The following is a 26,557-nucleotide window of genomic DNA, read 5'->3' as shown; positions in this document are numbered from 1 at the left end:
AAGCCCGAAAGGATAGTAATGATTAGTTCTGTCTACTTTAACGTTACCGGAAGCATCTTTATAATACGCAACTCTGATGTTTCCTAACTGATCGCTATAATTTGCTTATTAAAATTTAGGGTACTGTTTCCAATACCCTAAATTATTACAAGTTTAGAAATTACTCATTATTTAATATCTCTTCAGCAATTTTTACTGACTCTAAGGTTTTCACATACAAAATTTTATCATAATCCTCTGGAATCCACTCTTGCAAACCAAAATGGGCTTTTAATGCATTTTGAAATCGAATTGGCCCGACTTCATTTTGATATGAAAGACTGTCAAATGTATCTTTATCAATATTTGCCAGAACATTTCCCTTGTGGTCAACCAGCCTTGCTCCGTCAGGATAGTCATCATTTGGTAAGCCTAATTTATAACAAGGAAACTTGACTGATGATAAATTAGACAAAGTATTTCCTATTATTTCCCAATGCTTATGATACAGTTTTGCATCAACAGTATATCCTAAGAAAAGTACTTTTAAATCTTGTAACCCATTTAAGTCAACTTCTTCTTTTAAATTATACTTTTTATCGAAAACGATCATTATAAAATTATGCTTGTGGTTTGGCATATAAACAATTTGTCCTATTCCAAATTCATCATTCTCAAGGGGAATTGTAAAAACATCACCCACATTTAATTTAAATCTTTTAGCCATCCTATGAATGTTTTGGTACTTTTGGTTGTTTAATTTGATTTCTTTTATTTTCTAATCCTCCATTAGGATTGGATTTATTAGTTGGTCCCCCTCCTTCGTCTATATGTTTTTGTTCTTTCTTATCAAGATCCTTACCCGGTTTTCCTCGATCTATAATATTGAAATCATAATCTGCATCTGGGTTTTTTCTTTGATGTTCTTTTTTTCTTTTTTCATATCTACCCTCATTTTTTGCCTGTCCCACATAATCTTTTTCCTCTCCATTTTTATCTTTTCTTTTATAGATAACACCTTCTTCCTCAGATTTCGTATCACTTCCTTTGTTTTCGGCTTTGCTATCTCCTTCACTGTTCAGAACACGCTTTGCAATCACTAATCCTGTACTACCTACTGCGGCGGCAACATTTATCTGAGTACCAATTACTCTTAATAACCCATTATAATTATTGATGGCATTACTCTTTGCCGTCTCATAAATAGAAGAACCGGCTCCCGCTTTTCCAGAATACATAGGAGGAGGTGTCATAGCTCCAACTCCATATGCAGGTAGTAGTACAGGCTCTAATCCTTCTAACTCCCTTGCATCAATAACTCTGTTTCCACTAAAAGCATAAGTAGACCATGTAGGATAGATTTCTGCTAAAGGATCTACAGTAAAGAACCTTCCCATTGAAGCATCATAATTCCGCCATCGGTAAGAACTCCATTTAGTATCAACCTGGTTTTCCTGTCCCTGAGAAGAGTATCGATAGCTTGGAGATATTGAAGAAATATTTAAATCTCCGCCAAACTCCAATCCAAAGGGATAGTAATGGTTGGCTCTATCCATTTGCAGGTTTCCGGAAGCATCTTTATAATACGCCAGTCTTATGTTTCCTACCTGATCTTTGTATTACTATAATGGCTTTTCTAAGAGATAGAAAAAACCACCACAATTGCAGTGGTTTTTTGTTTATCTGCCACACGAAAGGATTCGTGCAAGAGCAGGGGGCTTGTTACTATCGCTGGCATTATCACTTATCTCTAAACTCTTCTATTTTATGATTGTAGTTTTTATTATTTTTAAAACTTACATATTGAATACCAAAGCAAGGGCTTACATTACCATCCACCAATTTGGTGTTATAAAAAGAAAAATGCTTTAATTTCCTCAATGACTTGATCCATTTTAAGTCAGGAATATCTCCACAGTCCCCTAAAATTAATTTTTCCAGATTTAAACAATCCTTCAATTCATTATACTGAATTAATTTCCTACAATAGTCTAAAATCAAAATTTCTAAATTTTCACAAATATTCTCGAGCCCCTTTAAAGTACTTAATTGACTACAATAATGTCCCTCGAAAATTTTCAATTTTGAGAGTTTTAATCCCTCAAAATTCTGAATATTACTTTCTGTAATATGTATTTTTTCAAGCGAGTCTGGTAACTTAATAAACGAAAAAGATTTATTTTTGGGTCTAAACTTCCAAATGACTAATGTTTCCAAACATCTATTTTCGGACAAATCTATTTGTTCATTGTACCAATCAATTGAAAGGTACTCTAACTTCTTAAATTGAGAATAGTCGATACTTGGTTTAGATTTGGGGTCATGAATATTAACTGTAATCTTCTTAAGATTATTCAATTCATATAGCCCTGAGTAATCAATATCAAATTTGTTTAGATAGATTTCTTCAATAAAGGTAATTTCTTTTAAGAAAGATAAATCTTTAATAGAATCTGAATTGATAGAAATAGAACAGATTTTTTCTGATTTTATGTATTCTATCTCTTCAGATAAACTACGATTACCTCCCCCTATAGCCAAAGTTTTACCATCTTCCGCGATAGCATATCCATTATTTATCATAATTGCTTGTTATTATAATTCTTTGCGTCCTGCTCTCTATATCTGTCACCAGGAGACCTTCTTTGATTGTAATTATTGTCACTTTTGTGTCCAGGAGTTCCCTTTTTCTTGTCAGCGTCTGTTTCCATTCGTTCAGATTCCTGCTTAAATGCTTCTCTATCGTTTTTCGCTTCTGTCCAATCTGTCTTTTCCAAAGGATCATCATTCTTTTCTGCCTTTTCTTTTCCAGATTTTGCTGCTCTTTTTTCATCACCTTTTCCGTGATATTTTTTACCACTTTGATGAGTATTTGTATATGATCCGGTTTTCTTTTTTTCAGCAGAAGAACCACTATCTCCACTTTTACCTTTTTTATCACTATCGTTATTCAGGACACGGCTAGCAATGGTTACTCCTGTAGTACCTACTGCCGCAACGGCGGTTATTTGAGCAGCTAAGCCTCGCATTAAGCCATTATAGTTATTAATGGCATTACTCTTCATCTGCTCATACACTGCTGATCCTGCTCCCGGTTTTACTGAATATCCAGGTGGAGCTGCTACAACCCCAGGTCCATATATTGGCAGCAGTACAGGCTCTAATCCTTCTAATTCCCTTGCATCCACAACTCTGTTTCCGCTGAAAGCATAAGTAGACCATGTAGGATAGATTTCTGCTAAAGGATCTACATTGAAAAACCTTCCCAATGAAGGATCATAGTTTCTCCATTTAAAGGAACTCCATCCCGTCTCAGTCTGTTTTTCCTGTCCCTGGGTAGAGTACTTATAATTTGGAGTGATAGAATTAGCAGTTCCTAAATAGTCTCCAAACTCCAGTCCAAAAGGATAAAAATTTGTGGTTCTGTCTATTCTCAGGCTACCGGAAGCATCTTTATAATACGCCAGTCTGATGTTTCCAATATGATCGGTAAAGTACTTTATAAAAATTTAGGGTATTAATTCAATACCCTAAATCATTAATTGTCAGATTTTAAAAATTAATCATTGCTTAATATTTCTTCCGCAATTTTTACTGACTCAAGAGTCTTTTCATACAAAATTTTATCATAATCCTCTGGAATCCACTCTTGCAAGCCAAAATGGGCTTTTAATGCATTTTCAAAACGGATAGGGGCTATTTCAGATTTATATGTTAACTTATTAAATTGAGATTCGTCTATATGCTTCAAAACTTTACTTTTATAATCAACCAATCGAGCATCATCACTTGTTCCAAGTTTAAAAAAAGGTAAATGAATGGATGTTATATTATCCATATAATTTCCGATTATTAACCAATCTTTATAATATAATTTAGCATCAAAGGTATACCCGAGAAAAATTATTTTTAAATCCTCTATTTTTAAATCTGCATACTTTTCTAAATCATCAATTTTTCGATCAAATATTATGACAATAAATGCATCAGAGGTTTTGGGGAAATTTATAATTTGCCCTATACCAAATTCGTTATTTCCCAAAGGGATTGCGAAAATATCACCTTCGTTTAATTTAAATCTCTTAGCCATTTTATGGTTGTTTTGGTAATTTTGGTGGTTTAATTTGATTTCTTTTGTTCTGTAATCCCCCGTTAGGATTGGATTTATTAGTTGGGCCTCCTCCTTCATCAATATGTTTTTGTTCCTTCCTGTCAAGATCTTTTCCCGGCTTACCTCTATCAATTTCTTCAAATTCATAGTCGGCATCCTTATTAGCTCTTTGATGTTCTCTTTGTCGTTTCTTATATCTTGCTGAATCTTTGGCTTGTCCTACATAGTCTTTTTCTTTTCCCGTTTTTTCCTTTCTTTTGTAGATAATACCTTCTTCTTCAGATTTTGTGTCACTTCCTTTATTTTCAGCTTTACTGTCTCCTTTTTTATCAGAATCGTTATTAAGTACACGGTTAGCGATTACTAAGCCCGTAGTACCTACTGCTGCAAGAACATTAATTTGGGTACCTAACCCTCGTATTAAGCCATTATAATTATTAATAGCATTGCTCTTCATCTGCTCATACACTGCAGATCCTGCTCCCGGTTTTCCAGCGTAAACCGGAGGTGGTGTCATAGCTCCAACTCCATAGATGGGTAGGGGTATCCACTCCAATCCTTCCAGTTCCCTACCATCGACAACCCTGTTTTCCGAGAAATTATAATGCGACTGATAAGCATATTTTTCACTTAACGGGTCTACATTAAAGAACCTCGCCATCCCGGCATCATAATTTCGCCAACAGTAAGAGCTCCATCCAGTTTCCGTTTGTTTTTCCTGTCCCTGAGAAGAATACTTATAATTGGGTGTAATGGAATTAGCAGTACTTAATTCTCCGCCAAACTCTAGCCCGAAAGGATAGTAATGATTGGTTCTGTCTATTCTCAGGATACCGGAAGCATCTTTATAGTACGCCAGTCTGATGTTTCCTACCTGATCTGTATAGTTGTAAATATACTTATTTTGGACGAAATCATAATACCCTTCCGAAGTAGGCACAAACTGTAATATCTGATCGTTATATTGAAATCCATCCAGATAGTCTGTAGTAGAGGTGGTTTCTATATTTGCTTTGCCGGCACCGAAGGTATACATCTTTTTAAGCTTGGTACCATCTGCTTTGTATACATATTTAGTATTGACATTGAAAAGCAGATTGTTAAAATTACGTGGTTTATATAAAGAATTGAATTCTATATAATTGGGAAGGTTCAGGTAATTGTAACTGATCTGTAATATTCCCTTATCAACATGGCTGGTCATGTTTCCGTTGCCATCATAAGGAATCTCATTTCCTGAAACGTCGGGGTAGCCAGCATAATTTCCCGAAGTATCATTCACCTTAGTGAGTCTGTTCCCGGTGTAAGTATATCCCAGATTATCCATCACTACAGCTCCTACATTTGATAATAATCTGTTTCTTTTTAGGGTCTGGATATTCCCGTTGACATCATAGCTCAGGGCTTCATTATAATAATTATTCTGGGGTACAGTGGCATTGGGCTCAGAATAGATTCCACTTTTTAAACGGTCCAATCCATCGTACTGATAATTATATCTTCTAAACGTTCCTCCGTCAGCAGCCTGCCAATCTATTTCTGCAATATTCCCGTTGTATTTCCCTGTAGAAACTGTGGAGTACGCAGGATTATGGTATTTCAGTTCATAGGCAAAAAGCTTCCCATTTAAGCTCGTAGGATCATTCACTTTGGTAATCCATCCGCGGATATTGTAGGTCTGGTCTATAGACTGTAACGGTGTACCCGTGGTATTTCCTGTCTTTTTATTGATAAGCTGTCCCAGGTCATTGTAGGTATTTTCTAACAGCAGTTCTTCTGTCTGGCTGTTCACCTTGTGATAATGCTTCAGCAGTCTTTTCTGCCCATCATACACAAACGTTTCTTTGATCACCACTTCTGCATCTGTATTCCCTTTTTTGTGATAGGTATAGCTTTCATCTACAGCACCGGAGAAATCAAGCTTAAATTCCTTTTTGGTGTACCCACCTAAATGATTCCAGCTTTTTTCTGCTACTTTTCCTCCTTTGGTATTGTAATAGAAATAGGTTTTCGTCCAGTTATCATCTTCAATATTTTTCACATAAGAGGCGGTGGTCAGACCTTGGGTATTGGCTCCTCCGTTAAGCGATTTATCTTCGTTCACGACATATTGATCAAGGATTTTCGCAGGGGGAAACTCTTTGGTATCTCTTGGATAAGAGTCATAGTAATGAACAGAAAGAAGTGTCTGAAAATTAGTAAAAAGAGTATTGGTGTAATACACTACAATCCCGTTTTTGCTGAAACCTATAGCAGTAGGGGTTTCGTTAATAACAAGGTTATTAATCTGTCCTTGCAGATCGGCACGGCTTCCTCCGTCAATGAGCCCGGTATAGGCAACACGGCCAAAGGCATCATACTTGGTCATTAGCCATTTCCCTTTATTTTTCAGGTTTACATCCTGGGTAAGCACCGGGCGGTCAGACGCATCATACACCACAGATTCCCAATCGTCTCTTCCGGGCAGCCTTTTCTCCACCTGTCTGTCCAATCCATCATATCGGTACTGATAACAAAGACTGTTTACAATATCGGAGGTAACAACATTGCTGTTTTGTTCAATTTTCTTTACTGCCAGAGGGGGAATTACAAATGCTTTTTGTCCGTATTCATTGTACACATAATAGGTATCAATGTTTTGGGTTCCATCTGTTCTACGTACGAGAATAGTCTCACCACGTCCGTTCTGAAACTGTATCACAGGAGTTCCATCCTCATCGGTTACCGTATTTTTGTATAATGTTCCTGCCCCATAAAATTCACTGCCTGGGACTATGGATACAGAAGAAACCGTTTTGTTATCTGTTCCGGTTGTACTGGTAGTTGTATTGGTGATAAATTTCTTTACTTCTGAGCCCTGGTTTACTTCATATTTATACTTTTGGGTATGTCCGGATGCCATTTTCCAAGGTTCACCCGGCTGGGCCACTTGTTTTACCCTGTCCAATGGAGAATTTTCAATCTCTCTTTCTGTATACGCATTGGTGACACCGTAATAAGAATTAGCCGCCGTTTCATTCACAATCCCAGTATGGATTGCTGAATTGAGGCTATTGGCAGGAACAGGAAGAATATCTTTAGCCTGTCTTCCATACCCATCATAAGTAATAGGAGTAACTAAGTCTTTCCCGGTAGTGGTGGCTTTTACGCTAATGATCTGTTTGGGTCTTCCTAATCCGTCAAAATAGGTAACTGTTTCTGTTTTCTTGCTGCAGTCTCCATTTAAACAGGTTTTGGACTGTATATAGTTTTCTGTGGTGCTTTGTGCAAAGGCCGTCATCGCTGTAAACAGCAGACCTAAAAGTTGTATTTTTTTCATGGGTGTTTACTGTTTATAATTATACTTGAATTCTTTAACTACCTTATAGCTATAGGTTCCGGTGTTGTCTCTTTCCCTTATCTGAACCTGTTTCAATCTGTTAGCTGAGTCATAAATATAGAGTTCTCTAACTCCTGAAGGTGGAGTAATAGTGGTTACTCCTACTAAAGGATCGTAAGTATATTTGGTGGTCATTCCAACAGGCTGAAAAGCATCAAGAGCCACTAAGAGTTCAGCTTCTTTGGTGGGATCAGCAGCATCTTCATTGGATTTGGTTACAATAGCACTGATCATTCCTTCTATTTGGCTATACAAAGAACCTACAATTTTGGCTATCGGCCTTGTCTTGTTGTATCCCCAGACAATACTTACCGGAGTACCGTCTTTCTCCCTGTATTGAAGAATATTTCCTTTGTCATCATATTTTTCATAGGTAACATCCTTAGAAGAAATAGCCGGATTAAGGGTATCATAAGAATATTCAGACAGAGGAAGAACTAAATTTCCGGTAATTGCATGAGGCAGAGCGGTTGGATAAATTGTTTCATCACGGGAGGTCACTTTGGTGATATTATTTACCGTTTGTTGTGCTTTCGTTTCCAATGGAATCCCCACCATGTTTTTATCAATCATCAGCTGGTTATTTTTCTCGTGAGCATACTGATAGGTTTTTTCTGCAGTAGAAAGATCAGGGAAAATTGTTTTCTCACTGGTCAGTTGATGGTGTTTGGGATTGTTGAAGAAATATTGGGTTTCTGTTTTCATGGCATTTCCGTTCAAATAATCTGTTGTTTTCTGGGACTTCAGATATTCGAAATGGGAAATGTTTTTGTATTGTACAATATCAAGATTATCCAGCTTGTCTTCATAGGTAATCAGGCCTACAGGTTTACCAAAACAGACATCATTATATGTTTGAGTGGTATTTTGGGCACCTGCTGCCTGACAGTTTTTATATCCATCTACCGCATTGTATTTGTGAGAATGATTGGCAGTACAATAGGTATACGATATGGTTTTTACCACATCTTCTGCCGTACAGAGTTTTGTCTCATTCTTAGTGACAGGATTCTCATAATTTTTTCTGATCGAAAAACCATCTACCTGATATTTTCTGCTGTTATCCTCTTCATAATTCATCTCTACAATGCGTACCGGATTACCTCCTGCATCAAGATATTGAGTCAGAATTTCTCGTCCATTATTCCAACCAAAATTGGTCCATACAGAGTTTCGGATATTATCCCCATGAATTACTTTTCCGAAATCATCTGCATTGGTAGAGTATTTATGAATAATATTTGATTTTCCTTCTACAATTTCCTGCACGGTTTTATAAAATACATTGGGATGGGTAGCAAATAGCTGATTAATATTGGAAGATGTTACCATTGTATAGGAAAACCTTTCTACTCCTGTAGGAACTGATCCACTTGGCAGATTGGGATTATTTGTACTACAAGTTCTGGTATAAAGAAGCTGCTCCTGAAATGCCGGAGTTCTTAATACAGTAGCTTCCGTGTTTTGTTCATTTAAATCACGATAAATAAACTTTCTTGTATTGGCTACTCCATTTTCTGAGGTATCTACAATTTTAGCGATTCTTAAACCTCCAATAGGCACTTCTCTGTCTCCATAAACTGCCTCTTTACTGGTATAGCTTGCGGATGCAGTGGAACGGGTACAAACAAATAGTGTCCAAAGCTTAAGGGTTAAAGGTTCATCTTTCTGGACATGGGCAAAAATACCTCCTCCATTATTGGTAGGAAAAGTAACTGAATTACCTGCATTGGTAACAACCCCTGTTGAAGTTTTATAATACAATGGCACGGCTTGTCCACCGGGTTTCAAGAGTCTAACAATAGCTCTGTGCTTTCCGGTGATTTGTTCAGCAGGATCACACGTATTGTTAAACTGGGCACTCCCTCCCAAGCTTATTTCTTCTGTTTTTAGTGGAGTAAAAACCACTGTATTTTCAACATGAGCATTATTATCATCCGCAGTTGCCTTGATCTGGACCCCCGTTCTTTCTGATGGGCTCAACATCACATTTTTCTCAATCGAAGTATTATTTTCATAAAAAAATTCAGTAGAGCCTTTAGTAGGGTAAATAACCTTCTGAAGCATCCCTATAGGTGTATGTTGCGGGCTGACTGGCTGCGATGCTCCGTTATATGAGCTCCACAAAGCTACCTCATATATGGAAGGGACAAGATTGGTGTTGCCGGTTACACCATTATAATATCCCCAACTATCTCTACTGAAGGAGAGTCTTTGAGGAAATACATCCGGTAAATTATATTCAAACCCATAGGTAGTGTTTAAAATACCGTCCACTACAGAAGTGAGAAATAACCTGTTGTTGGCTGTAAGTTTGTAATTGAGTGTAACGTTATTAATAATACTGCCGTTAACTTTTCTAGTAACCTTTTGCAATCGTTTATAATCACTGCTGCCTCCTGATTGCAGATAATCAAATATAATCTCCCCATAAGAAGGATTGTTACTGTATATTCTCTTGATCTGTTTTCCGGCAACGGTCTGGTTATGGTTGATCAATTCACTTACCTGAGGGTATCGGATGAATGCAGGATTTCCACAACTTGATGTCATTGGACCCGCGTTAGGTGATGTGTAAGATAAGGTCTGTGACTGGCTCATCGTGTTGGTATAACCACCATCTACATTTTCAATAAATACAATTTCTCCACTGTTTATATCCTCAATTTTTGTCAGATACCAGGCTGTGGTAGAAATGGATATAAGAGAATGTCCTGCACCAGCGGTGCGGTTAGATGTCGTCTCTTTATCTGTAAAATAGTATTTGGTTCCATTATCTACCGTTATAGTAAAGGAATTTCCTCCACTGGTTCCCTCAATCACTACATCTTTTTGGGAATAAATGACAGGAATTCCTTTTTTGTCAAAGACAAATTTAATCTGCATCCCTCCAAAACTTGCCATATACAAATCCTGCTCTGTATCTATATCATCAAAGGAAGCATCCTGGAAAAACTGCATGACTGTTGGATGGTTTACGCCAAGTCCATCAATATTAGTGGGAATCACTACATTGCTCTGATGGTCTTCATCAGGCATATCTCTTATTACCCTGGTTATTACGCCTCCTGAAACAAGATTCCAGCCTAAGCCTGTAGAGCCATTCATATCATCCACTTTGATTCCATTGGAAAAATAATTAAGTCTGATGGGAATAGTAATATTTCCTGCTGCAAAGGAGGTTACAGGGATATCTACATTAGCATTTCCCGTGAAAAGACTTACGGGAAGGTTTCCAAAAGAGCCAAGTTTGTAAGACTCTGCAGATGGAGGAATAATATTTGGAAGGGTGGATGGTTTGCTGCCTGTAGTTTGCGCTAATGCTATTCCAAGGGACAGGCAAAAAAACAAACTGGTTATATTCTTTTTCATTGTGTTTTTATTTCTTAATTAATTTAGCACTTGCCGTTTTGTTGGTATCTGTTTTTATGGTAATTAAGTAAGCTCCCTGAACCAAAGCCTGGGTATTAACCTTAGTAACTCTGTTTTTGGTTTTTATACTTTGAAGTTGTCTTCCGCTCATGTCATACAACAGAATATCTGCTTCTTTGAAGTCGTTGAATCCTATTTCTACATAAGCATAATCTGATACTGGATTCGGATAGATCTTGATATCATATTTTTCAATCAACTGATCAACTTGTTTGTCTCCCAGCTTAACAATCTTCCAGTTCTCTTTACCTAATTCTTCTGCACTGGTTCCTGCCAGAATAATAGAACCATCTCTGTTCAGTTTTAAATCAGAAAGCCTTTCTTCTTTTTGTCTGGATTCTCCTTTCACATGTTTCCTCCACTGTTCATTTCCATTCTGATCCAAATACAGCATCCAAAAAGTTTCATCATCTGTCTGTATTCTTCCTTCTGCCTGAGTGTATCCTCCTAATAAAATTCCTTTAGAAGAGTTGTCATCCGCAGAATGAAGAACGCTCATTCCCATCAGAATATCACGGTTGCCAAAACTATAGGACTTTTGCCACTGTTCTTCACCTCTTTCGTTTAGGGAAATAAGCCAAAGATCTGTTCCTTCTTCAATACCTACGGTTTTGTTTCCCGATCTTTCTGATCTGGATTCTCCACCAATGATAAAACCAGTAGAAGTTAAAGCCAGGGTTCTCAAATGATCATCCCCTTTTCCTCCGAAGTTCTTTTCCCATTCTACTTTCCCGTTTTTGTCCAACTTGACAATCCAGTAGTCTCCCTCACCGAAGTTTTCAGTTTGTTTTGAGTTTCGGGATACGGGATTTGAGTTTTGAACGTTTGATGCAGAACCTGCGCCTCGCATCCCGGAATCATTTTCAGAACCCGAAGCACGAACCTCGGAACTCCTTGAATATATCCCAAGTAATGCACCTCCATCACGGGTTGGGATCATCTTCGCTACTTCATCTAAACCTTTTCCACCTAAAATTAATTGTGATAATTCTTTTCCATTTTTATCCAGTTTTGTGATTAAAACATCTTTAGAACCATAGCCTTTTGAAGCATTCTGTATATTTCCGGCAACAAAGAATCCTAAATCAGTAGTTTGGATAACAGCTCTTGCTTCTTCATCAGAAGAACTTCCTAAGGTTTTCTGCCACAATTCATCACCAAATTCATTAATTCTGATCAGCCAGATATCTGATCCTCCTTTGGAATCCTCTTTTTTGTCCAGTCCTTTTCCTGAATAAGATGTTCCGGTTAATAAAAACCCTCCATCCTGTGTGGTAACAGTTGCCGATAAATAATCATGGTTTGGTCCTGAGAAATATTTCTCCCAGACTTCTTGACTATGTTGATTGAGTTTTACCAGATGAAAATCATATCCGTTATTCTGCTTACTGCTTGAAGCCTGTTGCTTATTGCTTTGAATAGAACTTCCCGTGATCAAATACTGCTGATCTATGGTTGTAGTGACCTGGCTTAGAAAATCCTGGGTAGAGGATTGGATGTCTTTCTGCCATATCACTTCCTGGGCAGAGATACCCAGAACCGTGCATAAAGTGAATGCACCGAGAGATATTTTTTTCATCTTTGTATTGTTTTTGAGTAGTAATTAATTATAAAAACTATACGAATTTAATTCTTTTTAAGACACGAAAACTACTTTAATTCAATATACTGTAAATCATACTATTAATAATTAAATTTCCTTTCTAACACATTACAATTCATCTTATTTTGATGAAAATTATCTCTGCATGAAGACAAAAACTGTCATATTAAAAATAAAATAAGAATATTCATCTTCAAAGGTGAAATTATCACACATAAATGACAATATTACCATTAGCCCATCAACAATAAAATACTTTCTCTATATCATAATCAACCATTTCAGGATCAGCTATTGCGATGCTTTATTTTTCTCAGTAAGTTTACTTTATGATGAGAAAAAGCTATTACCAGAAACTGGCATTTATGGTCACGTTACTGACTGTATTATTTGCCTATCAGAAATACACCAGCCGGGAAAAAGAACCGTTTCCTGAAGTTACGTTCATCAAAGATGCTTCAATACCAGTAAACCTATCAGATTTTGATCCCAATACGCTGGACAATGAACAGTGGCAGAAACTTGGATTTTCAGAGAAACAAACAGCAACCATCCTGAAATATAAAGATATTGTAGGGGGAAAATTTACATCAAAAGAACAGTTGAAAAAATGTTATGCTATTTCTGAAGAGAAATTCAGTGAACTTGCTTCTTTTATTTTACTTCCTGAAATAGCAGAAAAAGGAGATTCCAAAAGATTCACTACATACGGAAAGAAAGGAATTATGATTTCAGGAAAATTCAATCCTGATCAGTTTTCTGCCAATGACTGGCTTAAAATGGGCTTTAGCGAAAGACAGTCAGAAGCCATTATAAAGTATAGAAATTATCTCGGGGGAAGTTTTATCAGTAAAGAAAAATTTAAAGAATGTTTTATCATCTCTTCGGAGAATTACAGCAAGCTTGAACCCTATCTTTTGCTTCCTACAAAAACTCCGGAAAACTTCAGGAATTCCGTAAAGAATAATCCTGTAAAATCCAAGATTCAATATCATCCATTTGATCCTAATCAGCTTGGTCTAGATGAGTGGAAAGCACTTGGGTTTTCAGAAAAGCAAGCAATCACTATCATCAATTACCGGGACAGGAATTTACGGGGAAATTTTAAAAGCTTAGACGATCTGCAGAAATGTTTTGTGATTTCCGCAGAGAAATTTCAGGAGATGAAACCTTATATCAAACTTCAGGAAAAACAACAGGAACAAACAGATTTTTCAAAAACAGATCTTAATACCATTACTTTTAAACAGCTTATAGAATTTGGGCTGGATGAAAGAAGTGCAGGCTCAATAATTGGTTTCAGAAAGAAACTGGGAGGTTTTATGAATAAGCAGCAAATTTTAAGCACTTACAATATTGATCGGGATCTTGTTCAGAAACTGATTTCAACAGCACCACTGAACACCTCGGATGTCCCCCGATATTCACTAGCAGAAGCCCCTGAAGAATGGCTTAAAAACCATCCCTATTTCAAGTATTCTGCAGACAAGATTATTTTCTACCGAATCAGTAATCCTGATGATAAAAAAATATGGAAACTTTTAAAATTAAAATCAGAATATGAAGAAAGAATGAAATTATATGTAAAATAATACAATCCGATAAAGATATAAACCCGTCCAAAATACTATTCCGGACGGGTTTGTATTCTCAACCTATATTTTTAAATTTAATGATGCATATAATTGCTTGGCCCATTGGTTCCTTCAATAGATTCCGGCAGTATTCCATATCGCTCACGTAAATTTACGGTACCCAATGTTTTTCCCGTATTAATATCAATTACGCTAATAGTTCCGGAATTTAAGTTAGGGAGATCCAATAAATTATTTTGCACTGCAACCACCTCTTTTCCGGATTTGGTTTTAAAGAAGGCCATATGATGTGCTCCTTTATCGGCATCAAAAGTCTTCAGAAGTTTCAACTGGGGAAGATTATTAATATCAAAGACAAGCACTTTTCCTGGGTCTGCAAAGCTGACATAGAGTTTGTTTGAGTCATCAATATACATTTCGAGCGCCCAGCCTAATCCTTTTGTACTTCCGTCAAAAATCTTAGTAAAAGCATCATATTTCTTGGTTGTCGTATTGTATGGAGCTATCCAGATATCTCCACCAAGCATAGTTGTCGCAAGTGCATATTGCGGAAATTTCCCACGCAGTAATAAAACTTCAACAGGAGCTGACAAATCTGTTGGAGAATCTGCTACCTGATACGTTTCTTTTATTTCGTAGGTATTCAGGTCTAATAAAGTGCAGGTATTCCCCATTCCTGTTGTCAGATCCGGGTGAATGGTTGACGTCACCATCATTAATCCTTTTTCTTCATTAATTGAAATACCATGCGGATACATTATAAATTGGCTCGGATTCGTTTGAATGGGAGCTTTAATGGTTTTGATAAGCTGATTATTACCAGCATTAAAAACCCCTATACTTCCATCTTTCGAACCTCCTGCCCCACCCATAAAGGTCATAAAATATCTTCCGTCATTAGTAAAAAACAGATTTTCACCTACAGTATTTTCTCCGGTATCAATAGGTGTTGCATTGATCAATATGGGCTGTCCGTTTTTATCTTTTCCTGCTTTTACTTCATAAAGGTAGCTGCCTCCCAGAGCAGTTGTAAACATTTTATTGGCATTCTGATTATAATAAATATGGTGAGGCAATACACCGACACCTAATTCAAGCCTGCTGCTGATATTTCCAAAATTGGGGGCTTCAGGATCGAGTTCAATAACGGCAATTCCGTCTGATGATCCTTTTAAACTTCTGTAATCAATGTAAAACGAAGAATCATGCGGATGATCCGGATTATGATTATCATTTTGACAACTCACAAATATTACCAGAGTAATACATAGTAGAACTGAATTAAATTTTAATTTCATGATTTTCAGGTTATTGGTGTTAATATTATAAATATAATATATTTTTATTGAATAATAAAAATATATTACACCAATAAGTGATAAATAATTAAATGAAAAAATATTTAATGATCTATCAACTTTTCATTCCTGAGTATGAAAGTGAAACCGTTAAAGTATATTAGATATTTTTAATCAAATGTTTTACTGGAATCTACCAGCAAAGAATTGAGCGTATTAAGTTCTTCGTCTGTCATATCTCTCCATTTCCCGACCGGCAAATCAAGTTTGATATTCATGATACGGATTCGTTTCAGTTTTTTCACTTCGTATCCAAGATATTCACACATTCTTCGGATCTGTCTGTTGAGTCCCTGAGTAAGAACAATTCTGAAATTCATTTCATCAATCTTCTCTACCTCGCATTTTTTTGTCACGGTATCAAGGATTGGAACTCCGTTTCGCATTTTTTCCAAAAATCTTGGAGTGATAGGTTTGTCTACACGAACAAGATATTCTTTCTCGTGGTTGTTTCGCGCTCTCAGAATTTTATTGACAATATCACCGTCACTTGTTAAAAGAATAAGTCCTTCACTGGGTTTATCCAATCTTCCGATAGGAAAAATTCTCTTCGGGTGGTTGATATAATCTACGATATTATTTTTTTCACGTTTTGTATCGGTAGTACAGACAATTCCTACAGGTTTATTAAAAACGATATACACAGGTTTTTCCTGAGGCTCTCTGATTGGTTTTCCGTCTACCTCTACAAGATCTTCATCAGAAACTTTGGTTCCCAACTCAGGAATTTTCCCGTTTATCTTGATTCTTCCTTCTTCCAAAAGTTTATCTGCTGCTCTTCTTGAACAGTATCCCACTTCTGATAAATATTTATTGATACGCGTTTTTTCCATTAGTCTTTTCCGTAGCCGGTATAATTTTAATTGCTGAAAATAGTACTTTCATAGTGTAAGTTTATGAAAAAACCATCAGCTTATATTCCCAGTATTTCCTAATGCAAAGTTAGGAAGAAAATAATATCCCTATGGCAGTCAAACCATAAACAATACTTTCTGGTAATGTACTATTCTCAATATCCTGAGAATTTTTAATATAATTTTTTACAGACCTTCAAATCTGTACTCGTTATTCAGGAACTGATCTGTAGCATCTTCAATAGCATAATCCCCAATTTTGGTACGTCTTAACTGCGTCAGATAAGCTCCTACTCCCAATTCCTGGCCGATATCATGGGCAAGACTTCTGATGTAAGTTCCTTTTGAACATCCTACCATAAAACTCACTAAAGGAAAATCAATTTTTATATCCTTGATATAATGGATCGTTGTTTTTCTTGCTTTCATCTCCACTTCTTCACCCGCTCTGGCAAGGTTGTAAGCTCTTTCGCCATCAATTTTAATAGCCGAATAAACAGGTGGTTTTTGTTCAATTTCTCCAACAAATTTCTCCAATACTTCTATTACTTGTTCTTCAGTAATATGGGAAATCTCCTGTTGAAGAATTTCAGGTTTTTCAGTATCGTAAGATTCTGTCTGTACACCAATCTTAATCTCTGTCCAATATTCTTTGGGAGCATCCTGGATCTCCGGAATTTTCTTTGTAAATTTTCCACAGCAGACGATAAGAAGCCCGGTTGCTCTGGGATCTAAAGTTCCGGCATGTCCTATTTTAAATTTTTTAGGAAGATCAAACTCCCTTTTAAGTTTATATTTCATTTTATTGACAGCCTGGAAGGAAGTCCAGTCCAAAGGCTTATCCAATAAAAAAATGTATCCTGATTTCAGTTCTTCAGCAGTCATGAATGGGTATAAAAGATTTCTTATTTAAAGAAATAAAAATAAATCAACAGGGCAATTCCAACAAAAATACGGTACCAGCCCCAAGGTTTGAATCCATATTTATTAAGCACTCCAATGAACGCTTTGATCGCAATAAGCGCTACAATAAATGCTACAATATTTCCTACAACGAAGATCATGATGTGATCCTGAGAAGCCATAATCATTTCATATCCTTTCTGTGGATTGGCCGTTTCTTTTCCCCAGGTCTTCACAAAAACTGAGTACACTGTTACTGCCAGCATTGTTGGTACTGCAAGGAAAAAAGAGAATTCTGCCGCTGCTTTTCTGGTAAGCCCTTGTGCCATTCCTCCAATGATAGAAGCAGCACTACGGCTTGTTCCCGGCATCATCGCAAGACACTGCCAGAAACCAATGGTAACAGCATTTCTTATGGTAATTCCTTTTTCATCATCAATCTTAGGGTTCTTAAACCATTTATCTGCAAACAGTAAAACAACACCCCCTAAAACCAATACGGAAGAAATAGCAATCTGATTTCCAAGAACGGCTTCAATTTTATCATCAAACAAATAGCCCAACACTAAAGCCGGAACTACTGCAAATGCAAGCTTGAAATAGAACTGAATATTATTTAAGTCAAAAAACTTTTTCCAGTAGGCTACTACTACAGATAAAATAGCTCCAAACTGAATAGACACCTGAAACATTTTCAAAAATTCTGTTTCCTCCAACCCCATAAGATTTGCAGTAAATCCCATATGTGCAGTAGAAGAAATCGGAAGATATTCTGTTAACCCCTCTACAATGGCAATAATAATTGCTTTGATTAAATCCATATTCCTTTAAAAAATTAAAAGATTAAGAGATCCGGAAACTCAGAATACATGATTCTCAATTTCTTAATCTCTTAATCTCAAAATATAAAAATTTATTTATTTTCTTTTTAAGATCGCGTACACTTCTATGACAAATCCTATAACAACAAACAGAGGTGCTATTCTGATTCTTCTGATAGAAAAGATATCGTCATTCCATGAGTTAGGATCAAATTTCCCATCTACAGTATTGGCATCAGGTCCCATCATCAGTAGAAATCCTACTACAATAAATGCTAATCCGATCAGCATCCATTTGAAATTCTGCTGTCCGAAATAGAAAGCGTTTTCCTGTGGTACTTCAGCTTCATGTCCAAAGTCTGAAGCGGAAAATTTATTTGTTTTTTTGCTCATTATTAAGAGTAATATAAATCGTCAACGTTTGATTTTAAGAATCTCCATGTAGCGAAAATTGTACTTAAGACAGAAATAAAAATTCCTACTCCAAGTACGAGGATAACTAACCAGAAGTACTGATTGTTGTCCTGCACGAAAGCTGAACCAATCTGACTTGTGAAATAATACCAAACTCCTCCTAACGCAATAAGACCTATTACAGAGCCGATAGCTCCCAGAATAATAGCTTCTACAATGAAAGGTTTAAGGATAAATCTTCTTTTCGCTCCTACCAGCTGCATTGTTTTAATAATAAATCTCTTTGAGAATATTTTCAGACGGATAGAGTTGTTGATCAATACAACCGCCAATATCAGGAACAGTACTGAAAATCCTAAGATCCATTTCAGAATTCTGCTCAGGTTATTGTAAACATCTACCATCAAAGTACTGTCATTTTTAACATCGATAATTCCCGGAACAGATTTGATCTCTTTGATGGCTTCATCAATTTTTGCTGGATCCACGAATTCCGGTTTTAAAGCTACTTCAATAGAAGAAGGGAAAATATTTTCTTCAAACAGTGCATCACTGTCGATTCCCATAGTTTTTTTGGCTTCTTTAGCCGCCATATCCCTTGAAATATAAGTCGCTTTTTTTACAGGAGCTAATAACTGTACCTTTTTAAAAGTTTCTTCCTCAAGTTTTGCAATTTTTACAGAATCTTTAGCATCATAGTTTTCATCAAAGTAGGCGTTCACCACCAACTGTTCTTTGATATAGTCAGAATACTTCTGGGCATTAATCAGAATAAGCCCCATTAATCCTAACAAAAATAACACTAAGGCAATACTTATCACTACTGTAATATTGCTGGACCGAAGCCTTTTCTTATTAAATTCATCTACAGATTTAGCCATTAATATTAAAATTTTTGGCTAAAATAGAAAAAATCTTCCGAAATTTGGGACGAAATAAAGAAAATCACTGTTAATAAAATCATAAAAAACTTTGAGTGTAAAAGCAAAAAAACATCTTGGACAGCACTTCCTGACAGATGAAAATATCGCAAGAAAAATCGTAGAAGGTCTTAGTTTTGAGAACTATACCAACATCATGGAAGTAGGTCCCGGAATGGGAGTTCTTACCAAATATCTTCTTGAAAAGGATCAGAACATTTACCTTGCAGAAATAGACACGGAATCTATTGAATACCTGAAAAACAATTATACAAAAGTAACGGAAGAGACTTTTGTAGGAGATTTCCTGAAGCAGGATTTCAGTTTTATCAAAGACGATCAGATTGCTATCATTGGAAATTTCCCTTATAACATTTCGTCACAGATTCTGTTTCAGATTGTAGATCATTACCAATTGATCCCGGAAATGGTGGGAATGTTCCAGAAAGAGGTTGCTGAAAGAACAGCTGCTGTTCCGAGAACTAAAGATTACGGTATTCTTTCTGTTCTGATACAGGCTTATTATGACGTATCTTATATGTTTACGGTACATGAGAATGTCTTCAATCCTCCGCCAAAAGTAAAATCGGGAGTCATCAGACTTACAAGAAATCCTAAGGAAGGACTTGCAGGCAATGAGGTTCTGTTTAAGCAGATTGTAAAAACAGGTTTCAACCAAAGAAGAAAAAAGCTGTCTAATGCTCTGAAATCATTAAACATTCCTGAAGCTTTAAAAGGACATGAATTTTTAGATAAGAGAGCGGAAGAACTAAGTGTTGCAGATTTTATACACTTTGCGAATCTCTGGAAAGAAAATCAATAAGACAATAATTATAAAAGCTCCTCTATCAGGAGCTTTTTTTGTTGAATAAAGTACAATAACCTTATTCGTTAAAAGTAGAAAGCCTTTCAAATAAATTCGAAAGGCTTTCTTTTATAGTACATTATCAATTTTAGTTTCTGTTCTTCAGCATGATCCATCCTGACCAGTTCATCTGAGCTTTTGATTTTGGATACTCAAAGTTGAACTTATACCAGTATGTTGCTGTAGGAAGTCTCTTACCACCTACTGTTCCGTCCCAAATAGGATTTTCTTTTGAGAATCGGAACATTTCCACTCCATATCTGTCGTACACAGAACCTGTAAAGTTTTTAAAGTCTCCAAGAGCCTTAAGATCCAGTACATCGTTGATTCCGTCTTCGTTCGGAGTAATGATATTGTTAATCTGCAATGTAAAGAATTCAAGAGATCCCACACAATGTGTTCCTACTCTTCTTACTAAAACAGTATAGTTTGTATTATCTAAAAGGTTAGTAAATACATTGGAATCCTGCCATGTAATCCCGTTGTCAATAGAATATTCCAAAGTACTTGGCGTATTGTTCATTGGCGGGTTTTCGGCTGTAATTGTCACTGACTTTTTGATGCTTTCATAATTTAAAGCGGTAACGAAAGGAGTTGCTGCTCCCATTACTTTAGCTTCAAAAACTTTCTTACAGATACCGTTATCAATTTCCACTGAGTAAATACCCCATTGGTTTACATTAATTTTCTGCGTTGTAGCACCTGTGCTCCAAAGATATTTGTAACCATCGCCAGCTCCTGCATCCAGTGTTACAATATCACCTACACACATTTCAACATCTTTTAATGTAGAAGTAATTTCTGGTGTTACTTCAATTCTAATTGTTGCCGGATTCAGAGATTTACATCCTTTTGCTCCCAGTGCATATACTGTAAATGTTGTAGTCTGGTATAGAGTAACGGTCTGCATATTCCCTGTTCCCATGAAATTGCTCCAAAGATAAGTATCTCCTCCTTCAGCGGTAAGGGTTACAGATTCTCCCGGACAGATTTTTATTCTGGAAGCTTTCACTTTAGCGGTTGGGGTTGTTTCTTTCTGTAATGTCAATTCTACAATTTTGCTACAGAATCCTCCATTGGAAACCAGAACATACAAAATTTGTCCATCGTTACCATTATAGTTTAAAGGAGTCTGAATATAATTGTTATTCTGTGCAACAGCATCCGCCTGATTTTCGTAGAATTTAAAGATAGCTCCAGGCGTTGGGCTGATGGTAGGCATAATTGTACTTAAATCAAAAGTAGTAATATCCGGTGTGGTACAAAGCAGCAATGTAGCATCCTGAGCCAGCGGTGTTGTTCCTCCGTGAATCTGTATGGAAGCTTTACCCGGACATGGATTACCAGGAACACTTACTTCGATAGTATAGGTACCAGGCTGTATTGCAGTAATTGTATTAGTCGTTGCATTAGGTATTGGTGCACCGTTATAGAACCACTGATATACAAGGTTAGGGTCATTTACAGAAGCTGTAATTACCTGAGGTACATTATCACATACATTGATGTCTGAAGGTAATTTTGTTCCTGCAGGATCTAAAAGGTCTACTCCGATATTGAAAGATCCACCTTCAAGGAATACTGCAGAGTCATAACTATGGTCACTGTAATCGGCAATTACCATTTTGAAGTGGTATTGCTGTCCTGCTACTACTGTTGCCGTAGCAGTCAAAGGAATCGTTCTCCCGTTAAAATTTGTTTCAACGTTTCCGGTGTTATATCCTGCAAAATATTGTTCGTTTACGGCACCACAACTCCCTGCAATTGCAGGGTGGATATTGGTAATACTTACCGGTCCTGCTCCTCCCGGAAGAACAGCCATATTTACATAAGGTCCACCTGAAGTAGGTCTCAACAAGATGGCAAATGCATCTGCAAAGGTACAAGGGAATGAGCCTGTATATTCTTCTGAGGCGATCAGATAATTAAATTTAATCTGAGAGGTTGTTGGAACGAAGTCGAACTCCAAAAGAACGGCATCATTCAATCTACTTTCCACTACTCCAATCACCTGTGCAAGGTCAGCATCTGATCCTCCACCGTTCACATCACTAAGGCCACCTTCAAAGGTGTTACCAGCTCTTCTTGCATACCCTGTAGAAAGAATAAGCCCATCTTTAAAAGGGAAATTGGTTGTAGCTTTATGAAAATATCCCCATGCTCTGTTGGCATCACTTGGAGCGTGATTAGGTGTAATCTTTACATTGGATACATTGGGAGTAAGACAGGTATTGGTCCCTGATGAGATCAATACATCTTTAACCATTTTTTCAATAGTGTAAGCGGTTTCAGGATACTGCGGAGCGTTTACATCAATAAAAGCACCAGCCCTTCTGGATAGATTTGAAGGAATTTCTTTTGCCTGTTTTCGCGGAGGCAGATTTTGTGAAAATAAAAAAGTCGAGATGACTAAAAAAAATAAACAAAGCGGTAGATATCTTCTCATAATATTTTTGTTTCAACAAATTTAATTTTTTTTTAAATATATCATATACATATTTATATTTTTTACCATAAAAAAACAAAATAAGAAGCTCTTACAGTAAATTTTCATTAATCAATCCCTATTCGGACAAATCATAAATGGTGTGGTAGCATTGTATTACAAAAAATTTTAACATATTCCTCCCCTATTCCAAATAATTCACAAAACGCAACAATATTTATTCTTAAAAACAACAAAATCTTTCATTGCTGAAAGATTTTGTTGTTGATTTTTTATTTTAGTAAATATCTAGTTTCTGTTCTTTAAGAGAATCCAACCTGAACGTTGTTCCATTTTCTTGCTGGCCGGATTTTCCCATTGTACCCTGTACCAATAAGTAGCAGTAGGAAGATTGATTCCTTTTAAAGATCCTGTCCATATAACATTACCTTTGCTTGCTTTGAATACTTCCGCTCCATATCGGTCGAAAATTGAAGCGGCGAAGTCTTTGTATCCGCTTATTCCAGTGAAGTCGATGGTATCATTTACCCCATCCATATTAGGAGTAATGGCATTGCTGATAATGAATGTAAAGTAATCCAGAGAAGTACCACATTTGGCACCTTTCACTCTTACCATTACAGAGTACATCGTATTATTCAAAACACCTGTAAATACATTGGATGCCTGCCACGTCAATCCTCCATCTATAGAGTATTCTAAAGTTCCACCTGTAGGATTACTTGCCGTAAGGGTAAGAATATGGTTATCATAAACAATATTGGTAAACTGTGGCAGATCAGGATTAATAAGCTGTGCAGAGAATGTTTTGGAACAAACCCCATTGCTGATTATCACAGAATACGTTCCCGGGATATTAGTCGTTATCGTTTGAGTCGTTGCTCCTGTACTCCATACATAAGTATAGTTGGGTCCTGCCCCGGCATCCAGAGTTCCTTTATCTCCGGCGCAAACAAATACATCTTTTAAAGTAGAAACGATCGCCGGAACTACTTCAATAGTAACTTTAGCTGGGTTCACAGAGCTACATCCGTTTCCTCCTAATGCATATACTGAATATTCTGTTGTTACTGTAGGCGTAACTACCTGTGTGTTTCCGTTTCCTGTAAGTCCTACCCAGTTATAAGTAATTCCTCCTGTGGCAGTTAATGTTACAGATTCACCTTCGCAAATTTTTAATTTAGATGCGGTAAGACCTGCTATTGGTGGACCTACCTGAACTGTAACAGTTGCGGGCGTTGCAGAAATACATCCGTTAGCTCCAACTGCAAATACCGTATATACAGTAGTTGTAGTAGGTGAAACCACTTGAGTACTTCCATTTCCTGTAAGACCATTACCCCAGTTATAAGTAACTCCTCCGGAAGCAGTCAACGTAACTGATTCTCCCACACAAATACGAGGTTGTGATGAAACTAATGCAGCAACCGGTTGTACTTTATCTTCCTGAACGGTTACTGTAGCAGTAAATGTACAGCTCAGGTTTCCTGGTTGTGATATGTTAGTAACCGTTAGAGTATAAGTTCCTCCAGCGCTTACAACAGGTGTAAGGGTATTGCCACCTGAAACAATAGTTCCTCCGGTTGTCGTCCAGGCAATTGTAGATCCTGCAGGAACGACTGATGCCGAAGCATTGATAGTAACCTGAGGAGTTGTACAGGTAATTGTTTGTGGTGCAGCAATGGTAAGAGTAGTTTGGGCTGTACTTAATAATTGCAGAGATACTACATAGCTACAACCTCCATTGCTTACTAATACATAAATAGTCTGGCTTCCTCCTGGAGGTGCATATGTTGTAGGTGTTGCAATAAAGTTTCCATTAGCTGCGTTAGCATCAGCCTGATTGACATAGTAAGTAAAAGTAACGCCTGCAGTAGTTGTAATCTGAGGTTGTGCTTCTGTAAGATTATAAGTTAATCCTGGCTGATAACACTTGTGCAATGTTGCATTTTGTGCTGTAAAAGGCTCTGAAACTTCTATTATTATCGTTGCAGGGTTTTGAGAGACACAACCATTTGCACCCACGGCTGTTACGGTATAAGTAGTGGTAACGGTAGGTGAAACAACCTGTGTACTTCCATTTCCTGTAAGGCCATTACCCCAGTTATAGGTAGCTCCGCCTGAAGCAGTAAGTGTTACAGAATCTCCTTTACAGATTTTTATTTTGCTTGCTGTAAGCCCGGTAACTGGTGGAGCACTGTTTCCTGTTACAGTAACAGTTCCTACAGCTGTACAGCTGATATTTCCAGGCTGGTACACTTTTGTAATCGTTAAAGTATATGTTCCTGCTGCATTAATAACAGGGTTTAAAGTAGTTCCTCCTGAAACAATATTTCCTCCTGTAGTTGTCCAGTTGAAAGTAGCTCCTGCCGGATAAACGGAGGCTGATGCATCCAGTGTAGTCTGAGAGGTAGCACAGGTAAGTACTGCCGGAGGAGCAATAGTAGGCGTCATTTGTGGCGCTTTTACCAATTGGAGTTGTGCTACTTTTGCACAGAAACCGTTTGCTACTCTTACGTACACTGTTCCACCTGCACTCTGATGAGCTGTTGGATTAGGAATTGTGTTGGCGTTTCCTGCATTAGCATCCGCCAATGTTGTATAATAGGTAAACACAGCTCCCGGCGTGGTGCTTATTGAAGCTTGTGCTGATGTTAAATTAAAAGTTGCATTTCCTGCAGCATAACAGGCTGTCAATGTAGCATTCTGTACTGTAGGAGACGTTCCACCTACCACAGTGATCGTAGCTTCTCCCGGACAGGTATTTCCCTGAATAAAAACCTTAACGGTATATACCCCTGGCTGTGTTGCAGTATAACTTGCATTCGTAGCGCCTGGAATCGCATTAGTACCTAAATACCACTGATAGGTAATATTGGGTCCCTGAACAGAAGCAGTAAAAGTCTGTGGTGTATTATCACACATATTTACAGATGCAGGAAGCTGTACACCTGCAGGATCCAGAATTTTCACCCCGATATCGAATGATCCGGCTTCAAGAAATACAGCTGAATCAAAGTTAGGATCCTGATAATCCGCCAGCACAATTTTAAAATGATAGGTTTGTCCTGGAATTACTGTTGCTTTAGCAGTAAGAGGAATGGTACGTCCATTAAAATTAGTCTCAATCTGAGCGGTATTTGTTCCTCCGTAATAAGCTTCATTTTTAGGCCCACAGTTTTGATATTGCGGGTGGATATTCGTTACACTTACAGGTCCTGCTCCTCCCGGAAGTACTGCAAGGTTGGTATAAGTAGGATCGGTGGATTTTTTTAACAGCAAAGCGAAACCATCTGTAATAGTACATGGAAAGTTTTGCTGATATTCTTTAGAAGCAAATAAATATCTGAAAGTAATTTCAGTAGAAGCTGCTACAAAGTCAAACTCTATAGAGGTTGCATTGGTCAAGTTATTGTTAGCAATCCCTAAAGCGTTCGCAAGATCTACATCTCCTCCGGTTCCCAGATCATCACTTAATGTTCCCTGGAAGGTATTCCCGGCTTTATTGGCATATCCGGTTGAAAGTATAATCCCTTTACTGAAAGGAAAGTTGGTATTTGATTTATTAAAATATCCCCAGCTACGGTTCTGACTGGTAGCAGACACGTTTGGAGAAACGGTTACATTGCTTACCGTTGAACTGGTACAAGTAGAACCTCCGGATATAAGTACATCATTGATAAGTTGGGTTATAGGATAGCCTGATTCCGGGTAACTAGGTGCGTTTACATCTATAAAAACACCTGCCCTTAAAGAAGCAGCTTTAGGTTTTGCAGCAATTTCTACCCTTCCTTTATTTTGAGCCCAAATAAAGTTCCCCATGAAAGCTAAAAATAACGCTAAAAATAAATTTCCTCTCCTCCTATTTAACATTTTA

18 protein-coding genes are annotated in these 26,557 nt (G+C 37.1%); 2 read left to right on the top strand and 16 right to left on the bottom strand.

Annotated features, from left to right (window positions below):
* Nucleotides 1-160: 160 nt before the first annotated feature.
* From ACKTTZ_RS15560 to ACKTTZ_RS15525, 8 genes are all read right to left on the bottom strand, one after another.
* Complete coding sequence (locus ACKTTZ_RS15560) at nt 161-706, bottom strand: Imm26 family immunity protein (protein WP_407845973.1); 546 nt, start codon at nt 704-706, stop codon at nt 161-163.
* Nucleotide 707: 1 nt separating this feature from the next.
* On the bottom strand, nt 708-1,535 hold the full coding sequence (locus ACKTTZ_RS15555; protein ID WP_407845972.1) for an RHS repeat-associated core domain-containing protein: 828 nt from the start codon (nt 1,533-1,535) through the stop codon (nt 708-710).
* A 184-nt stretch (nt 1,536-1,719) separates the two neighbouring features.
* Complete coding sequence (locus tag ACKTTZ_RS15550) at nt 1,720-2,562, bottom strand: hypothetical protein (protein ID WP_407845971.1); 843 nt, start codon at nt 2,560-2,562, stop codon at nt 1,720-1,722.
* A complete protein-coding gene (locus tag ACKTTZ_RS15545) occupies nt 2,559-3,341 on the bottom strand; it encodes an RHS repeat-associated core domain-containing protein (RefSeq protein ID WP_407849166.1) in 783 nt (260 codons plus the stop codon). The genes ACKTTZ_RS15550 and ACKTTZ_RS15545 overlap by 4 nt, the downstream gene beginning before the upstream one ends.
* A gap of 197 nt (nt 3,342-3,538) precedes the next feature.
* Nucleotides 3,539-4,069, bottom strand: a complete 531-nt coding sequence (locus ACKTTZ_RS15540; protein ID WP_407845970.1) for an Imm26 family immunity protein — start codon at nt 4,067-4,069, stop codon at nt 3,539-3,541.
* Nucleotide 4,070: 1 nt separating this feature from the next.
* Complete coding sequence (locus ACKTTZ_RS15535) at nt 4,071-7,409, bottom strand: DUF6443 domain-containing protein (RefSeq protein ID WP_407845969.1); 3,339 nt, start codon at nt 7,407-7,409, stop codon at nt 4,071-4,073.
* Between the two features lie 6 nt (nt 7,410-7,415).
* Nucleotides 7,416-10,841, bottom strand: coding sequence for a hypothetical protein (locus ACKTTZ_RS15530; RefSeq protein ID WP_407845968.1), 3,426 nt, complete (start codon nt 10,839-10,841; stop codon nt 7,416-7,418).
* 7 nt (nt 10,842-10,848) lie between these two features.
* On the bottom strand, nt 10,849-12,480 hold the full coding sequence (locus ACKTTZ_RS15525) for a T9SS type A sorting domain-containing protein (protein ID WP_407845967.1): 1,632 nt from the start codon (nt 12,478-12,480) through the stop codon (nt 10,849-10,851).
* Nucleotides 12,481-12,833: 353 nt separating this feature from the next.
* On the opposite strand from ACKTTZ_RS15525, the gene ACKTTZ_RS15520 reads away from it, so the two are divergent.
* Entirely contained in the window at nt 12,834-14,096 is a 1,263-nt protein-coding gene (locus ACKTTZ_RS15520) for a hypothetical protein (RefSeq protein ID WP_407845966.1), read from the top strand.
* 77 nt (nt 14,097-14,173) lie between these two features.
* Here the strand turns inward: ACKTTZ_RS15520 and ACKTTZ_RS15515 are convergent, their stop codons facing one another.
* The 6 genes from ACKTTZ_RS15515 to ACKTTZ_RS15490 all read right to left on the bottom strand — a co-directional run bounded on the left by ACKTTZ_RS15515 (nt 14,174) and on the right by ACKTTZ_RS15490 (nt 19,330).
* Nucleotides 14,174-15,397, bottom strand: a complete 1,224-nt coding sequence (locus tag ACKTTZ_RS15515) for a hypothetical protein (protein WP_034695330.1) — start codon at nt 15,395-15,397, stop codon at nt 14,174-14,176.
* Between the two features lie 170 nt (nt 15,398-15,567).
* The gene (gene rluF, locus ACKTTZ_RS15510; protein WP_407845965.1) at nt 15,568-16,290 is read right to left on the bottom strand and encodes a 23S rRNA pseudouridine(2604) synthase RluF; all 723 of its coding nucleotides are present in this window, start codon (nt 16,288-16,290) and stop codon (nt 15,568-15,570) included.
* Nucleotides 16,291-16,497: 207 nt separating this feature from the next.
* Nucleotides 16,498-17,196, bottom strand: a complete 699-nt coding sequence (gene truB / locus ACKTTZ_RS15505) for a tRNA pseudouridine(55) synthase TruB (protein WP_129037073.1) — start codon at nt 17,194-17,196, stop codon at nt 16,498-16,500.
* A 20-nt stretch (nt 17,197-17,216) separates the two neighbouring features.
* A complete protein-coding gene (locus tag ACKTTZ_RS15500; protein WP_407845964.1) occupies nt 17,217-18,035 on the bottom strand; it encodes an undecaprenyl-diphosphate phosphatase in 819 nt (272 codons plus the stop codon).
* Between the two features lie 96 nt (nt 18,036-18,131).
* Nucleotides 18,132-18,428 (bottom strand): DUF3098 domain-containing protein, encoded by a 297-nt coding sequence (locus tag ACKTTZ_RS15495; RefSeq protein ID WP_079241025.1) that lies wholly within the window; start codon nt 18,426-18,428, stop codon nt 18,132-18,134.
* 2 nt (nt 18,429-18,430) lie between these two features.
* Nucleotides 18,431-19,330 (bottom strand): ABC transporter permease, encoded by a 900-nt coding sequence (locus tag ACKTTZ_RS15490; protein WP_034695324.1) that lies wholly within the window; start codon nt 19,328-19,330, stop codon nt 18,431-18,433.
* Between the two features lie 91 nt (nt 19,331-19,421).
* Here ACKTTZ_RS15490 and rsmA point away from each other — a divergent pair, with 91 nt between their 5' ends.
* A complete protein-coding gene (rsmA, locus tag ACKTTZ_RS15485; protein WP_034695323.1) occupies nt 19,422-20,192 on the top strand; it encodes a 16S rRNA (adenine(1518)-N(6)/adenine(1519)-N(6))-dimethyltransferase RsmA in 771 nt (256 codons plus the stop codon).
* A 130-nt stretch (nt 20,193-20,322) separates the two neighbouring features.
* Here the strand turns inward: rsmA and ACKTTZ_RS15480 are convergent, their stop codons facing one another.
* Nucleotides 20,323-22,680: a T9SS C-terminal target domain-containing protein gene (locus tag ACKTTZ_RS15480; protein ID WP_034695321.1), complete on the bottom strand. Its 2,358-nt coding sequence runs from the start codon at nt 22,678-22,680 to the stop codon at nt 20,323-20,325.
* A gap of 288 nt (nt 22,681-22,968) precedes the next feature.
* The gene (locus ACKTTZ_RS15475; protein ID WP_407845963.1) at nt 22,969-26,502 is read right to left on the bottom strand and encodes a choice-of-anchor L domain-containing protein; all 3,534 of its coding nucleotides are present in this window, start codon (nt 26,500-26,502) and stop codon (nt 22,969-22,971) included.
* Nucleotides 26,503-26,557 lie beyond the last annotated feature (55 nt).

Source organism: Chryseobacterium sp. KCF3-3, assembly GCF_045865955.1.
Taxonomy (GTDB): domain Bacteria; phylum Bacteroidota; class Bacteroidia; order Flavobacteriales; family Weeksellaceae; genus Chryseobacterium.
Note: the sequence above shows the minus strand (reverse complement) of the source record. Positions and strands in the feature narration are given on the sequence as shown.